This is a genomic window from Bizionia myxarmorum (assembly GCF_008086205.1).
Classification (GTDB): domain Bacteria; phylum Bacteroidota; class Bacteroidia; order Flavobacteriales; family Flavobacteriaceae; genus Algorimicrobium; species Algorimicrobium myxarmorum.
The window spans coordinates 1,519,862-1,534,257 of sequence record NZ_VSKK01000001.1 but is presented as its reverse complement, the minus strand read 5'-3'; the positions used below and the strand labels follow the sequence as shown (position 1 = coordinate 1,534,257).

The 14,396-nt window shown below is 32.5% G+C and carries 17 protein-coding genes; 6 read left to right on the top strand and 11 right to left on the bottom strand.

Translation table 11 applies throughout. The features are described 5' to 3' along the window. The first annotated feature begins 2 nt into the window (after nt 1-2). Nucleotides 3-767 (top strand): exodeoxyribonuclease III, encoded by a 765-nt coding sequence (locus ES674_RS06955; protein ID WP_148403225.1) that lies wholly within the window; start codon nt 3-5, stop codon nt 765-767. 94 nt (nt 768-861) lie between these two features. Continuing rightward, nucleotides 862-1,476 carry a WG repeat-containing protein gene (locus ES674_RS06950; RefSeq protein WP_148403224.1) on the top strand — a complete coding sequence of 205 codons (615 nt, stop codon included), beginning with the start codon at nt 862-864 and terminating at the stop codon, nt 1,474-1,476. Nucleotides 1,477-1,533: 57 nt separating this feature from the next. Here the strand turns inward: ES674_RS06950 and ES674_RS06945 are convergent, their stop codons facing one another. Beyond that, nucleotides 1,534-1,983 (bottom strand): pyridoxamine 5'-phosphate oxidase family protein, encoded by a 450-nt coding sequence (locus tag ES674_RS06945; RefSeq protein WP_148403223.1) that lies wholly within the window; start codon nt 1,981-1,983, stop codon nt 1,534-1,536. Nucleotides 1,984-2,096: 113 nt separating this feature from the next. Between ES674_RS06945 and ES674_RS06940 the strand changes: the two genes are divergently transcribed. Continuing rightward, nucleotides 2,097-2,822, top strand: a complete 726-nt coding sequence (locus ES674_RS06940; RefSeq protein ID WP_148403222.1) for an LOG family protein — start codon at nt 2,097-2,099, stop codon at nt 2,820-2,822. A gap of 3 nt (nt 2,823-2,825) precedes the next feature. On the opposite strand, the gene ES674_RS06935 is transcribed toward ES674_RS06940, so the two are convergent. Genes ES674_RS06935 through ES674_RS06915 form a run of 5 tightly spaced genes read right to left on the bottom strand, consistent with a single transcriptional unit; the run spans nt 2,826 to nt 5,742 of the window. Further along, nucleotides 2,826-3,185 carry a hypothetical protein gene (locus tag ES674_RS06935; protein ID WP_148403221.1) on the bottom strand — a complete coding sequence of 120 codons (360 nt, stop codon included), beginning with the start codon at nt 3,183-3,185 and terminating at the stop codon, nt 2,826-2,828. Nucleotides 3,186-3,220: 35 nt separating this feature from the next. Beyond that, nucleotides 3,221-3,520 (bottom strand): thioredoxin, encoded by a 300-nt coding sequence (gene trxA, locus ES674_RS06930; RefSeq protein WP_148403220.1) that lies wholly within the window; start codon nt 3,518-3,520, stop codon nt 3,221-3,223. 58 nt (nt 3,521-3,578) lie between these two features. Next, nucleotides 3,579-3,986 carry a hypothetical protein gene (locus tag ES674_RS06925; RefSeq protein ID WP_148403219.1) on the bottom strand — a complete coding sequence of 136 codons (408 nt, stop codon included), beginning with the start codon at nt 3,984-3,986 and terminating at the stop codon, nt 3,579-3,581. Nucleotides 3,987-3,999: 13 nt separating this feature from the next. Next, the gene (locus tag ES674_RS06920) at nt 4,000-4,956 is read right to left on the bottom strand and encodes a DnaJ C-terminal domain-containing protein (RefSeq protein ID WP_148403218.1); all 957 of its coding nucleotides are present in this window, start codon (nt 4,954-4,956) and stop codon (nt 4,000-4,002) included. A 15-nt stretch (nt 4,957-4,971) separates the two neighbouring features. Beyond that, on the bottom strand, nt 4,972-5,742 hold the full coding sequence (locus ES674_RS06915; RefSeq protein WP_148403217.1) for an RNA polymerase sigma factor: 771 nt from the start codon (nt 5,740-5,742) through the stop codon (nt 4,972-4,974). Between the two features lie 152 nt (nt 5,743-5,894). Between ES674_RS06915 and ES674_RS06910 the strand changes: the two genes are divergently transcribed. Further along, nucleotides 5,895-6,599, top strand: a complete 705-nt coding sequence (locus ES674_RS06910; protein ID WP_317132043.1) for a BON domain-containing protein — start codon at nt 5,895-5,897, stop codon at nt 6,597-6,599. Nucleotides 6,600-6,671: 72 nt separating this feature from the next. On the opposite strand, the gene ES674_RS06905 is transcribed toward ES674_RS06910, so the two are convergent. From ES674_RS06905 to ES674_RS06895, 3 genes are all read right to left on the bottom strand, one after another. Continuing rightward, a complete protein-coding gene (locus tag ES674_RS06905; RefSeq protein ID WP_148403215.1) occupies nt 6,672-7,430 on the bottom strand; it encodes an SDR family NAD(P)-dependent oxidoreductase in 759 nt (252 codons plus the stop codon). A 220-nt stretch (nt 7,431-7,650) separates the two neighbouring features. Then, entirely contained in the window at nt 7,651-8,310 is a 660-nt protein-coding gene (locus tag ES674_RS06900) for a carboxymuconolactone decarboxylase family protein (RefSeq protein WP_148403214.1), read from the bottom strand. A 135-nt stretch (nt 8,311-8,445) separates the two neighbouring features. Then, nucleotides 8,446-8,934: a hypothetical protein gene (locus tag ES674_RS06895; RefSeq protein ID WP_148403213.1), complete on the bottom strand. Its 489-nt coding sequence runs from the start codon at nt 8,932-8,934 to the stop codon at nt 8,446-8,448. Nucleotides 8,935-9,160: 226 nt separating this feature from the next. On the opposite strand from ES674_RS06895, the gene ES674_RS06890 reads away from it, so the two are divergent. Both ES674_RS06890 and ES674_RS06885 read left to right on the top strand, forming a co-directional pair. Then, on the top strand, nt 9,161-9,493 hold the full coding sequence (locus ES674_RS06890) for a YtxH domain-containing protein (RefSeq protein ID WP_148403212.1): 333 nt from the start codon (nt 9,161-9,163) through the stop codon (nt 9,491-9,493). Between the two features lie 347 nt (nt 9,494-9,840). Continuing rightward, nucleotides 9,841-10,080, top strand: a complete 240-nt coding sequence (locus ES674_RS06885; protein ID WP_148403211.1) for a DUF6327 family protein — start codon at nt 9,841-9,843, stop codon at nt 10,078-10,080. Nucleotides 10,081-10,101: 21 nt separating this feature from the next. Here ES674_RS06885 and ES674_RS06880 read toward each other — a convergent pair whose 3' ends face one another. After that, entirely contained in the window at nt 10,102-11,172 is a 1,071-nt protein-coding gene (locus ES674_RS06880; protein ID WP_148403210.1) for a response regulator, read from the bottom strand. Then, complete coding sequence (locus tag ES674_RS06875) at nt 11,150-14,386, bottom strand: PAS domain S-box protein (RefSeq protein ID WP_148403209.1); 3,237 nt, start codon at nt 14,384-14,386, stop codon at nt 11,150-11,152. The genes ES674_RS06880 and ES674_RS06875 overlap by 23 nt, the downstream gene beginning before the upstream one ends. Between the last annotated feature and the right edge of the window lie 10 nt (nt 14,387-14,396).

Genomic DNA, 14,396 nt, shown 5'->3' with positions numbered 1-14,396 from the left:
AAATGATTATAATTTCTTGGAACGTAAACGGTATAAGAGCCATTGTAAAGAAAGATTTTTTTGAATCTATCGAAAAACTAAACCCAGACATTCTATGTTTACAAGAAACAAAGGCACAAGATAATGAGGTGAAAAAAGCCCTGTTACCAGTGAGTGATTACTTCCAATTTTATAATTCCGCAGAAAAAAAAGGATATTCAGGAACAGCAACTTTAAGTAAAACCGAGCCCGAATCCTCTACGAATGATATGGAAATTACAAGACACAATGCTGAAGGAAGATTACAATGTACAGAATATAAAGACCTCTATTTGGTAAACGTCTATGTTCCCAATTCCGGACAAGAATTGGCGCGACTTGACTATCGAAAAAAATGGGATGTAGATTTCCTCGAGTATTTAAAAACTCTGGAGAAAACCAAACCTGTAATTGTTTGTGGTGATTTTAATGTGGCTCACAGAGCAATAGATTTAAAAAACGACAAATCAAATTACAACAAAACCGCGGGTTATACACAGATTGAAATTGATGGCATGGATAATCTTATCAAAGCAGGATTTGTAGATTGCTTTCGATATTTGCATCCAGAAGAAATTGCTTATACTTTCTGGAGCTATCGTTTTAAGTCCAGAGAACGCAATACGGGTTGGAGGATTGATTATTTTTTGGTCAGTAATGCTTTGGCTGAAAAAATAAATTCAGTAGACATATTATCGGACTATTATGGTTCAGACCATTGCCCTATTATGCTGGATATTGATTTGTAAATTTCAATTAAAAATATAATTTAGTATGACCTATATCATTTCGCAATGATAAATTCTACACTAATTTTGAATTATTAACTATAAAATAAAAATTATGAAAAAGTCAGCAATCTTGTTCCTATCCTTCATTATAATTCCAATTTTCACAATTGCACAATCCATTTCAGATGTTGATTTTATTTCCCCATTTCACAACGACGTTGCAGCCATTCAAAAAGATGGAAAATGGGCGTTTATCAATAAGGAAGGTAATGTAATTATAGATTTTAGAACCGATTTAGTTGTTACAAATACTGAAGATGGCGACTATCCGATGTTCAATGATGACAGATGTCCAATTGAAGAAATTAAAGCTGGGATATACTATTTCGGGTTTATTGATAAAACTGGACAAGCGGTTATTAAGCCACGTTTTTTAAATTGTAGTGACTTTAATGACGGTTTCTCAATTGCATTAGAAGTAAATAAACATGTCATGGGCCATAATGCAGCTTTAGACAAAGACATGGTTAATTATAGGTATTTTGAAGTTCTAATCGATACTAATGGAAATATAAAGCATTACCTCACTCAAGATGGCGTTAACGTTGTTTTGGATAAAGACTTTTTAAGAGTTGTTCCACAAATCACTTCAAAACGGATTACGGAAAATCTTTACGCAGTTAAAAACAAAAATAACTCCTGGAACATTATTAATGTTAAAGAGTAAACTTAAAGTGAAAGCAATTTAAGTTAAGCCTGTATTTCGGAAGATAAAACCATAGAATTAGGTCTTCTCATAACGCCCAGTTTTTTCTGTAAGCTTAATTTTATAAACAACTCCTTGCAAAGCCTCAATGGTTTTCTGTTGGAAATCCATCATAGAATAACTAATTGTCGTTTCTCCAGTCATAAATGGCATTATGGTGTCCGTCAATATTCTCATACCTTCTATGCGCTGTTCTGTTGTTATTAATTCTTCAAATTTTCCCCAGGCAATGACACTTCGCCAATTGCTCATATTTTCCATATCGTCAACTTCAAAACAGACCATCGGATTTTTTCGCATCATATCAATTTTCAATCCTTCTTTGGTATGCCCATAAATATATGTTCCATCATAAGCATATGTTACAGGAACTATATACGTTCTACCATCGGCATGACAGCCAATTCTACCAACAATTAAACTAGATAAAACATGTTCAATTTGTCTACTATTAAGATCGCCTAACATAAAAATTTTGTTTTAGTTAACAGCAAATTAAGGTATAAAAACAACTTCTCAAATGACTTAAATCAGTTTAAACCATGTGCATTTCAATTATTTTTGAAAAACATTTATCATATATGAAACAGAATCATGACGAAGCTAAATTTCTTGGGGGGAGAAGAAGTCGATTAAAAGAATTTATAAGTGTGGTTTCAATAGTATTTGAATTTATCAAAGGATTTAGAACGCTTCATTTTGTAGACCCATGTATTACTGTTTTTGGTTCTGCAAGACTTGGAGAAGATAACTTATATTATAAAAGGGCTCGGGAATTTTCTAAATTGGCTTCAAAAAAAGGGTTTACCATTATGACTGGTAGTGGTCCTGGTATTATGGAAGCTGCCAATAGAGGTGCTAAAGATGTTTCTGGTAAATCCATTGGCTGTAATATAAAACTACCGAAAGAACAACAACCCAATCCGTATCTTGATTTTGACTTATCTATGAATCATTTTTACGTTAGAAAAGTGCTGCTTTTAAAATATTCATATGCTTTTGCTGTGTTTCCAGGTGGTTTTGGCACTATGGATGAATTTTTTGAAACATTGACACTGTTACAGACCAAGAAAATAGCTGATTTCCCAGTTGTTTTATTTGGTACCGACTATTGGTCTCAATTACTAAAACAACTTAAAGTAATGCAAGATATTGGAACTATTTCTAAAAATGATTTACAGTTATTTTTGGTTACAGATTCCGTTAATGAAGGAATGGATTATATCAATGCAAAATTAGAAAAAAAATACGGCGCACCTCTAAAATTCAAACCTACGAGAAAAAAATGGTGGTTTGGAGAATTATAAATTTTAAAAATCTACTTTTAGATAATTCCTCAAGACATCCACTTGAAACTCGCTAACAACCGACAAGTTGGAATTCGCATTCATCAATACCAATCCATATCCTAAATGAGAGAGCTTACAATCTTGAACAATTCCTTCATTTAACCCACTAAAAACAGGCATAAAATGTTTGTGAGCTTCAATACCTGAAGAATTGACCACTTTAATAGCAGCAGAAACAGCATCAGAAATTTGAACTGGAGACAATCCTTTATCTAAAAGATCGCTTGCCAAATGCTTCATATTTGTAGCGTAATAAAAATTCATAAAATTTTGAACGCTATCCGCTACATCATATTCTCTTTTATATATCAATAGTTCCATAGTATATAATTTTTAAATAATAGTTACCTAACTACTCACGTATGTTGTTTAATAACATCCATTAGCTGTAATTTACTTTGCACGCCAGATTGGCGCCAAACAATTTTTCCCTCTTTAAACAAAACCAATGTTGGCACGCCTTTTACATTGTAACGCTGTGCGACTGCTTGATTTTTATCAATATCTATTTTTATAACACGCACTTTTCCATCCACTTCTTCTGCCAATTCTTTAATAATTGGTGATTGCGCTTTACAGGGACCACACCATTCTGCGAAGAAATCTATCAAAACAGGTGTTTTCTCATTTACTATTTTATTGAAATCGCCTTTCATAATTTCTTATTTTTAATCCAACTATCCATTCGCTAATTAATAGTTGGTCAATTTGATGTTAAAGACCTTTTGAATAATCAAAAACTATTCTTTTAAAGACTTTGAAATCGTTGGTAAAAGTGTTCATTCTTAATTGAATCTGTTGGTGTTTTTTTCTATACTCATTATCTGATAAACCTTTTTCAGCTAGTTCTATTCTAGATAATAACTGTTCGTGCTCTATGATGCTTTCTTCTAAATCTTCAAATAAATCTTTGTGAATTTTATCTAGGTTTTTAAGCATTCTTTCATAGTCTGGATTGTTATTTTTTGAAGCTTCTTTTTTCTTTAATAAATCTTCAAAAAATCTAACTTCATCTTTGTAAAAGTCAATAGTATCTAACCACTCTCTACTTTCGAAGTGTAAAACATCTAGTCCAGCACCTAATAAATAGTGTGCTTTTGGGTTTGAATTTAATTTGTCCATAATATTCTATTTTTTAATTTGTATCTACGGTTTGAGGATCTCTTAAACCTTGTAATTTTTCAAATAATTCTTGTTCTTCCTTGATAAGCTTTTTAGGCAGATTTACATTTAGTTTCACTAATAAATCGCCATGCGATGTTGGTTTACTGTATTTAGGCATTCCTTTACCTTTTAGTCTCAAGATTTTTCCAGTTTCGCTCCCTTTTGGAACGGTAACTTTAACCATTCCTGTTAGTGTTGGAATATCTGTTTTTCCACCTAAAATGGCCGTATATAAATCTACCGAAGCATTGTAGATGAGGTCATCGCCTCTTCTTTGAAATCGAGGGTCTTGTTGTACTTTCAAAATAATATATAAATCGCCTCGGTTTCCGCCTTGTACGCCTTTCTGTCCCTTGCCTTTTATCTTTAATTGCTGGCCATCATAAGCGCCTTTTTTAATGGTTATGCGCAACTTTTCATTATGGATTTCAAAGGTTCGTTTACTTCCTTCATAAGCTTCCAAAAGTGTAATGGGCATTTCAGCTTGCGTGTCGCCTCCAGAGTATGCTGCTTGTTGTCCTCTAGCACCTCGTCCACCTGCGCCAAAAAAGGTTTCAAAAAAACTCGAAAAATCTTCGCCACCTTGAGCGCCTTGTCCATAAAAACCTGAAGGGTCTCCTTGATAAGAATAGCTATTTCCGCCACTTTGTCTTTGTTTAGCTTGGTTAGCATAATCGCGCCAATCATCGCCTGTGTTTTGGTACGCTTCCCAATTAGAACCTAAGGTGTCGTATTTTTCACGCTTTTCTTTATCGCTTAAAACTTCGTTAGCTTCATTTATTTCCTTAAATTTTTCTTCGGCAGCTTTATCATCCGGATTCTTATCTGGATGATGTTTGGCAGCTAATTTCCGGTAGGCTTTTTTAATATCCTTTGCGGTGGCGTCTTTTGAGACTCCTAATATTTTATAATAATCTTTGTAATTCATCTATGATGAAGTTTATTATTTAAGCGGATATCTATTGAAAAAACTAACTTGCAATGCTTTTTTTGCATCTGTTAAAAGTTGTTCAACTTCATCAAATGTGCTATTTCTTAATTGAGCAATTTCGTCGAGTTCTAAATGTTGTTGGGTAGCCAACTCAAACACTGTACGCATAGGCGATGGTAAATTGTACAACACCATTGCAATGTGATGTTGAATATCTTCGGACGTTAAATCTTTATCGATTTTTTTAATCCAATCATTTTCATCATTCTCAATAAATACATGGTTTAGCGTATAGTCATTATGATTGTACGAACTATCATTCAGTTCTTCAACCATTATTAAATCGCCACCACCATCGATACTATATTTCTCCTGCATTTCATCCCATTCAGGTTTGGTGTAATCATCAATATTTTTAAAGAAAAATTCATCAAATTCCTCTTCTACGATAATATCATCAAGCAAATCATTGGTCTTTTTAAACAACCATAGGTAGAAATCTTCTGCCTGTTTCACATCATCTATATGGTCATAGATTTCAATAAACAACTGGTCTATGATTTCATCTGCTTTGTGTTTGTTTTTAGAAAAATGCCCTTTTCGTATCGCAGTATTTAATTGTGTATTCACATACTGCCGTATTTGAGGCATTATTTTCAGCACTAAATCATTAAAAGAAGTTTGATTTCCTTCATTTTTTAGCTGACGTAAATTTGTGTAAGTTTCTGTTACAAATAATCGAAACTCTTTTTTGTTTTGGTAATAAGAATCATTCGTTTGCATAAGATGCGCGTTTAAATATTATAGTGTAAAGGTGCAAATTGTGCTACTGAAAAAAACTGATGTAGGTCAGTTCATAAAAATTATTCATGCTGACCTGTATTATTTCATACTTTATTTGTCCAAGATACATTTGAACAAATTATAAAAGTTGAATCAAAATAATAAATATCATAAAATCAGATTTTAGAATAAAAGAAGATGTTCTTGCCGAATTAGCTTGGCAACCAAACATTGATGAGACCCAAATTGGTGTTACTGTGAAAAATGGGGTAGTAACGCTTAATGGTGTTGTGGATAATTACAGCAAAAAGCGTGCTGCGGAAGATGCTGTAAAAAATGTTTCTGGTGTATGTGCTGTAGCAGAAGAAATAAAAGTTAATTATGGCAGCAATCATAAAAAAACAGATGCAGAAATTGCAAAAGCAACCATCGACTCCTTAAACTGGCATTCTTCAGTTCCACATGATCAAATTGAAGTAAAAGTTGAAAATGGTTGGGTCTATTTATCTGGTGAGGTTGAAGGCGATTATCAAAAAACAGCTGCCAAAAGCACTGTTGAAGATTTAATTGGTGTTCATGGCGTAACTAATACTATTTCCATAAAATCAGTAGTGGAAGCCGTTGATATTAAGGATAAAAATAAAAGAGCTTTTGAACGGTTAGCAAATGTAGAATCTAAAAACATTTCTGTTGAAGTTGATGGACAAACCGTGAAATTAAAAGGTAAAGTAAATTCAATTTCAGAAAAAGATGACGCTAGAAAAACCGCTTATTACGCACTTGGTGTTTATGTTGGAAATAACCTAACATATGAATATCCAACAGAACAGAAGCAACCAATATGTAAAATTATATAATTTACAGTAAGTTATTGCCTCTGTTTAGTGGAATGGATATATCATAAATTGTTGTTACTAAAGATTACTAAATTATATAGCAGTATAGCCACCATCAATAACTAATTCACTACCAGTGGTAAATTTAGATTCGTCTGATATCAGATAAAGAATGCCATAGGCCACATCTATTGCTTCACCAATATGTCCTATTGGGTGCAGACTATCAAGTTGTTTACGGAATCCTGGTTTTTCTTTACCCAATTCTTCTACTAACGGTGTCCAAATAAAACCTGGATGCACAGAGTTCACTCTAATTTTATCTTTCGCATATTGTATGGCATCGGTTTTAGACATTACTCTAACAGCTCCTTTTGAAGCATGATATGGTGGCAAATCTGCCGCACCAACAATTCCATAAATAGACGAAATATTTACAATACTTCCTCCTCCCGATTTTTTCATAAAAGGAATGGCATGTTTGGAGCAAAAGAAAACCCCTTTTAAATTAATATTCATAACAAGATCCCATTCTTTTTCGGTTACTTCATGAGATGGTTTGTCTGGACCTGCAATTCCTGCATTATTAACAGTAGCATCAAGCTTGCCAAATTCTTTATAAACATTGGTATATACGCTCTCAACTTCTTTTTCATTTGTCACATCAAGATGCCAGAATTTTGATACACCACCTAACTTTTTAATATCTTCAACTAACTTTTGACCTTCTTTATCAAGAATATCAGCCACTGCAACTTTTGCTCCGTGCTTTGCTAACAGAAGGCACGTTTCACGTCCAATACCTAATGCACCACCTGTTACAACTACAACTTTGTTTTCAACTCTTTTCATAATTTCTAATTTGTTATGAGATTACTATTTATTTATACAGTGAATTTAGAAAAACGTTAAGGAGTTAACAATGATCCAAGTCAGTGTTTATGATGTTTTTCGATAATCATATTTTGACTTTAATTATTGTAGATATTTTGTTTACTGCTAATCATATGCTTAGGTGGTGAAAATTTGAAATTGTTGTTATGTTTTTTTAATAAATTTCGTTTCATTATTTTTAAAAGTCGTCTTGTTCTTCAGTAATACTTTTATCTAATCTTACATTAGGTAAACCTATTAAACCTCTTATGAGCCCATGAACAACAGCAATTGGTATTAAAAATATACCAACTATTAAAAGCCCTAATTCAGCTAGTATGGAACTATCTTTATAAGGTTTTCCATGTAGTCGAGATTGAAAGGCACTAAAAGGAATTCCAAACATATTACCAATAGTCATTACCTGAATTATGGCAAGTATAATAAGTGCTTGCCGCTTTCCATATTCGGTGACAATGGCATCATACGTGAACTTTTTAGGATACCCTCTCGACTCTGCATAATGTTGAGCAAACATAATTGCTTTAGCTTCTACTGGTTTTATGAAATCATCTTCACCACTTAAAAAACTACTTATTTCATTTCCACTCATACCTTGACGCAAAGCCAATTTAGCATGTCCATAGGAGCATACAGCACATCCATTGACTTCTGTTACTGCTAATTGTAAACGTTTTGTAAAATCAGTATTGATTAATTGACTTTTACTATTTTCAACCATTTTAATTATAGCCCTAGGCATATAAACGGTGGCACGATACATTTCCTTTAAACTGAATTTATTTTTAAATTCTGTTCGTGAGCTTATGGATTCTGGTATTTGTAAGTCTGTTTTCATTTTTATGATTTAACTGCGTTTTTGACCAAAGAATTTTATAGACAATTCAAATAATATCCAAACCATAGAACATAGGATTTTAATAAAAATGCAAATTGTTTAGGCTTTTCATTGCTAATTTATTAGAATTATTTTCTAATCCAATTCCTTGATATTATCTTCTAATTTCATTATTTCATCTCTAGAACCCCTAACTATAAGCAGGTAATTACCACTACTCAACGATTTTGAGCAAGCAGTTACGCGGTCCTGGTCTATTCCCAAGCCTCTTAAAATACCATAAAGACCTGTTGACATGGACCCTATTTTTTTTCCATTTATTTCTTGCAAGAAAATAGGTGCAAGAAATCCTACGATAAAAAAAGCACCTATTTCAGGATTTGAGACCATCCCAGAATTTGAAGTGAGTATTAATTCATCCTCACAATGGTTTTTTAGCTCATTCCAAGAAACGGCAGGATGGGTGTCTAGATTTATTCCTTCCAACTTACCCAATACAGAAATTTGAATACCATCATTATTCGTATGACAAATACGGTCAATGACATTTTCTATTTGCTGAAATTTTGGAAATGATTTTAACAAAACACACTTTTGTCTAGTTTCTTCAATATTAGATTTCATTAACTATCTTCTAATGGCAACGTAATTACCTATTGTATTGCTAATGTATATAGATAAATATCTTTTAGAAATGACCCACATCACTATTGATTTAATTTTTACAATATTTTAATTTTTCTATACTGATTTAGGTCATTCTAATTAAAAGCCTGTTGACTTAATTTTGGGGTAAACAAATTAATTATTAATCTATCTGCCATCGTGCAGGTCTTTAAAAAATAGAATTATGAATTACAATAGCGAAAAAACACTACTGGCTTTATTAGCTGGGGCAGCAATAGGTGCCGGAATTGGAATTTTGTATGCACCAAACAAGGGTACAGAAACAAGAAAAAAAATTAAACAAAAAGTCATAGATACGGAACACGACATTGCTGAACGTATCTCTCATGCTAAAGCAGAACTTACAAAATCAGTAAATGATAAAAAACAAGAATTTGAACAAAAATTAGATGATACCATTTCTAATATGAGTGGCAAGGCTGATGATATCATTTCTAGTTTGGAAAGTAAGTTAGAAGAACTTAAAAGCAAAAATGCACACCTTCAAAAAAACTAATTATGGCTTTTGAAACATTGAAAGAAAGCTTTTTAGAGAGGATGTTAATATTCAAGGCTATATAAAAAGTAGTGAAGACTACATTAAGCTCAAGAGTTTTAAAGCACTTATGATTGGTATTACTTTTATTACCAAAACACTTATTATAGGTGCTTTGGTTTGTATCGCTTTAATAATAGTTTCATTTGCAATAGCCTTTAAGTTCGCTCAAATTTTAGAGAATACGTTTTAGGGTTTTCTAATTGTGGGTTCGTTTTATGTTTTGGCAGTTATACTTATGTATCTGTTTAGAGATCAAATTAATGCACCTTTAATTAGAAAATTTTCTAACTATTATTTTACGAAAGATGACACCAAATAGCTTTAATTCGTTTGAGGAAATAGATAATCAGTTACAAATTTTAAGTCTGCAAAAGCAGATTTATAAAGAACGTATAAAATTAAGTATTAAAAGTTCTAAAATTAATTTGAAGCCTGTTAACATAAAAAATGAGTTTAAAGGGTTGTTGCAAGAGCAGTTAATAACATTTTTAAGAGATTTTTTACTTGAAAAATTAAAAGGACATCTAAATAAAAAAACTATTTAAAATATTCTAAAGTGTAATTAACTATCCACATTCGGCAATATTTATTATACGCTCTTTATCCAATAAAACAAGTCTTCTATTTGATTCCATACAAATTAATCCTTCGTTTTTAAACTCGGTTAGCATTCTAATAGCTGTTTCTGTTGCGGTCCCAATAAGTCCGGCAAAATCATCTCTAGGAATATTAATACCTGTATGATCTGCATCTTTAATCATTCCTCTTTCATCTAAATCTAAAAGTGTTATTGCAGTTCTTTGTCTTACTGTAGCAAATGCCATGTTTGCTAGTTGCGTCTGCAATTCAATGACATTATTAGAAATCATTTCAATAAACTTATTTGAGATTTCTTTTTTTCCGTAAAGTAGTTGTGTGAAATCTGCTTTAGGAATAGCGTAAATTTCTGCATCTTCTATTACAACCGCTGTTTTTATATATTTCCTTTTTTTATTTAGAAGTGATAGCTGTCCTATAAAATCTCCAGGGCCATAAATACCAATCACAAAGTCTTTACCAGTTTCTGTCGTTTTGAATGTTTTTATAGTACCACTTTGAATGAAATATAATTTATGTGCCGGATTTCCCTCTCTAAAAATTTCTTCTTTATTTTTATATTTTATAAGATTTCTTTCTTTATAAAGTTCTTCAAGGTTTAAGTGTTCTGAAGCTTCATTCAGAAAATCACTAATACCTTGAATGTTTTTAGAAAATTCTTTCTTTAAAAAATCATTCTTTTTAATACGACATTCAATGGCTTCCAGTAATTCACTATCTAAAAAAGGCTTGGTCAAATAATCGTCTGCACCAAGATTCATTCCTTTTCTTAAATCTGATCTTTCTGATTTTGAAGTCAAAAAAATAAATGGAATGCTTGCTGTTTTTGAATTATTGTTTAAACTTTCAAAAACACCATAACCATCCAATTCTGGCATCATAATATCGCAAATAATGATATCAGGGATATCTTCCAGTGCTTTCTGAACGCCTATTTTGCCATTTTCAGCAGTCGTAACTATGTAGTTTTCCAGTTCAAGGATTTCAGCGGTGTTTTCCCGAACATCTTGATTGTCTTCAATTATTAATATTTTTTTCATTTTGACTGGTATTTAGCGGAAAATCAATATAAAAAGTTGAGCCCACATTTAATTCACTTTTTAACTTTATGCTGCCTCCCATTAACTCGGTGTATTGTTTGACGATACTCAAACCCAAACCAGTGCCTTGAATATTAGTGACATTGTTGGCACGGTAAAAACGTTGAAACATATTAGTTATATCTTCTTGTGGAATGCCGATACCTTGGTCTGTTACTTCCAATAACAATTGATGATGGTTCGTTTCTATTTTAAAGATTATATTCTTGTTTTCATCCGAATATTTGATGGCATTAGACAATAAATTAGAAATAATATGCCTAACTAATTTTGGGTCTAAAAAAACTATTAGTTCTGACAATTGGCATTCAAACACAATGGTTTGCCCCTTTTTTTTGTTGCCTTTAATATCATCAATTATGGATTTTGATAAACCAATAAAATCAAATTTTTCTGGTTTTGCTATTACTTTTCCTTCTTCCAATTTGCTCAAGGATAGAAAATCATTAAGAATCACAACAAGGTTTTGAACGTTGGATTTTATTTTGGCTACGTGACGCAACCTTTTCTCTTCTTTTCCTGGAGCATTTAATTTTTCTATTAAAATACCCGAAGATAAAATAGCACTTAACGGTGTTCTAAACTCGTGCGAAGCCATTGAGATAAACCGTGATTTTAATTCACTCAACTCCTGCTCTTTTTTTAGCGTGTTTAGCATTTCAAGTTCTGCCTGCTTTTGTAGTGTGATATTATTATGAACTAACAATACTTGTTCTATGTTTTGGTTTTCATTAGGTAAAGGCATCGTGTTTACCAAGTAAAATCTATTTTGAAAAGTTATTTCGAAAGTACGATGTTCGCCTCTAAAGGTTTTTAATACATTGGCCTTTACTATTTCCTTCACTTCCTCAGAAAACCCCAAAACGTCATCGATTATCGTTTTTGAATTTGATAGCCCTTTAAATCCTAATTCCTTTAATTCTTCCCCTTGAATATAAACAATTCTAAAATTAGCATCTATTACTGCCACATATCCCAACGGATAATTTTGTGAAATTTGCTCAATTAAAATTTTACTTTTTAACGCTTTTCTTTCGGCAGATTTGGTTTCTTTTATTTGGTCTTCAAGGCTCAAATTAGATTCTGTCAACTTTTGAACCATCTCCTTCAGTTCGTCTGTACGCTCTTCAACAGTCATTTCAAGTTCGTCGGCATAGGCTGCAAGTTTTTCTGTGCTACGTTTTAAGGCATTATTTGCGTTTTGCTTCTCAATCGCCACACTCGCCACACGAGTAATGTCGTAAATGAAATTTTTTTCTGTAGGTATCGGTTCTCCTATTGTGTTAGAATAAATAGCGAAAGTTCCCAATACCTCTTTGTTGGAAGAATATATTGGGAAAGACCAACAGGCTCTCAAATCTTCTGCTAATGCTAATTCTGTAAAATCTTCCCATAATGGGCTTTCTGCAATATTCGGTACGATAATTTCGTTTTTTAAAAAGGCTGCAGTACCACAAGACCCCATTTTATCGCTAATTGCAATTCCTTCGATAGCGTTGCTAAAGATTTGGGGAAGATTTGGTGCACACAACTTATGAAGCGTTTTTTTGTCTTTATTAAGCAACAAAATAGAACCAATACAGTTGGGAATTGCAATCTCTATCGTTTCAACAATTTTATTGCCAATATCTTCTAAAGGCTTTTGCTCAATAATCATATCCATCACTTGCTTAATGGAATTTTTAAAAATCTCGTCTTTTTTACGTGCAGAAACGTCATTTTGCACACTTATAAAGTGAGTCAGAATATCATTATTATTGAAAATAGGTGTTAGCGAAATTTCATTCCAAAACAAGGTGCCATCTTTTCTATAATTTCTTAATACAACATGACAGGATTCACCTTTTTTTATAGCTGAAGACATGATTTTAATTTCTTCTTGATTTTGGTCTTCTCCTTGTAAAAAGTTACAATTTTTCCCAATAAAATCAGCACTTTCATAACCAGTTGTATCCTTAAAGGCCTGATTTGCGTAAATAATAGGATTATCTCGTTGTCTGGAATCGGTTATAACAATACCATTTATGATAGCTGCCAATGCACTATTTCTTAGATACAAACTATCGTCTACAGATCTCTTCTCGGTAATATCACGCACAATTGCCAAAAAATTCGCATTATCTTTCTTCACTATTCGCCCTTCATAAAAGCGTACCTCTTCTTCAAGAGAAAATGAATATTCCAAAACTTGAGTCTGGTTCGTTTTGTCACTTTGAACGATTGCTTTCATGATTCTGTCAGCGAGTTCTTCAGGTAGAATATCATAGATACTCTTACCTACTAAATCTTCTTTTGCGACTGGTAGAATTGCAGTTTCAGGTGCATGTGCATCAAGATAAACACCATTTCGGTCGAGTGTATAAAGAAAATCCGGAATCGCCTGCAGCATAGCCTTATTTCTGACCTCGCTTTTTGTAAATTGTTTTTCAGCAAGTCTTTGTAAGGTAAACTCTCTTACAATGGTCAATAGACCATGTTGATTTAGATGAACGATTCGTGCTTCAAAAAACTGCTCGCCATTTTCATTCTTAACACTATATTTTACAATCTGTACTTCTCCGGTTGCAATGGCTTTATGTTGCGCCTCATCAACAATTTCGAAAACATGCGGTGGTAAAACCTCTTTTGTGTTTTTACCTATAAAATCTTTAACAGGCATAAACAATTTTTCAGGTTCTGATGCAAAACAATCTGTATATTCTCCTTTAAGATTTTGAATAAACATCATATCTGGCATGGCGTCCAACAATGCCGTGTTTTTTGCTTTTTCTTCTCGTAGTTTATGTTCGGTTTGTTTCTGTTTTGAAATGTCTTGTACAAAACCTTCTAAAGCAATTAACTTGTTATTAGCAGCATAAACACCTTGTCCTTGTTCCCTAAAATGTTTAATCGTTCCATTTTTATGCGTGATGCGGTACTCAATATGAAATATTTCTTTGACTGCTATAGCTTTTTCTATTGTTTCTCTAACTTTATTGCGGTCTGCTTCCAGAATTATTTCAGCAAAATGCACCTTGCTATTAGTTAAATCTTCAACGGAATGCCCTGTTAATTTATAAAAACCTTGACTTGCGAATTCTGCCGTCCAATGCTTGTCATTTTTTGCACGGTAAAAAAAACTTGGCAAATTATTAATGATAGTATCTAATTGCATTTAGCGAGCA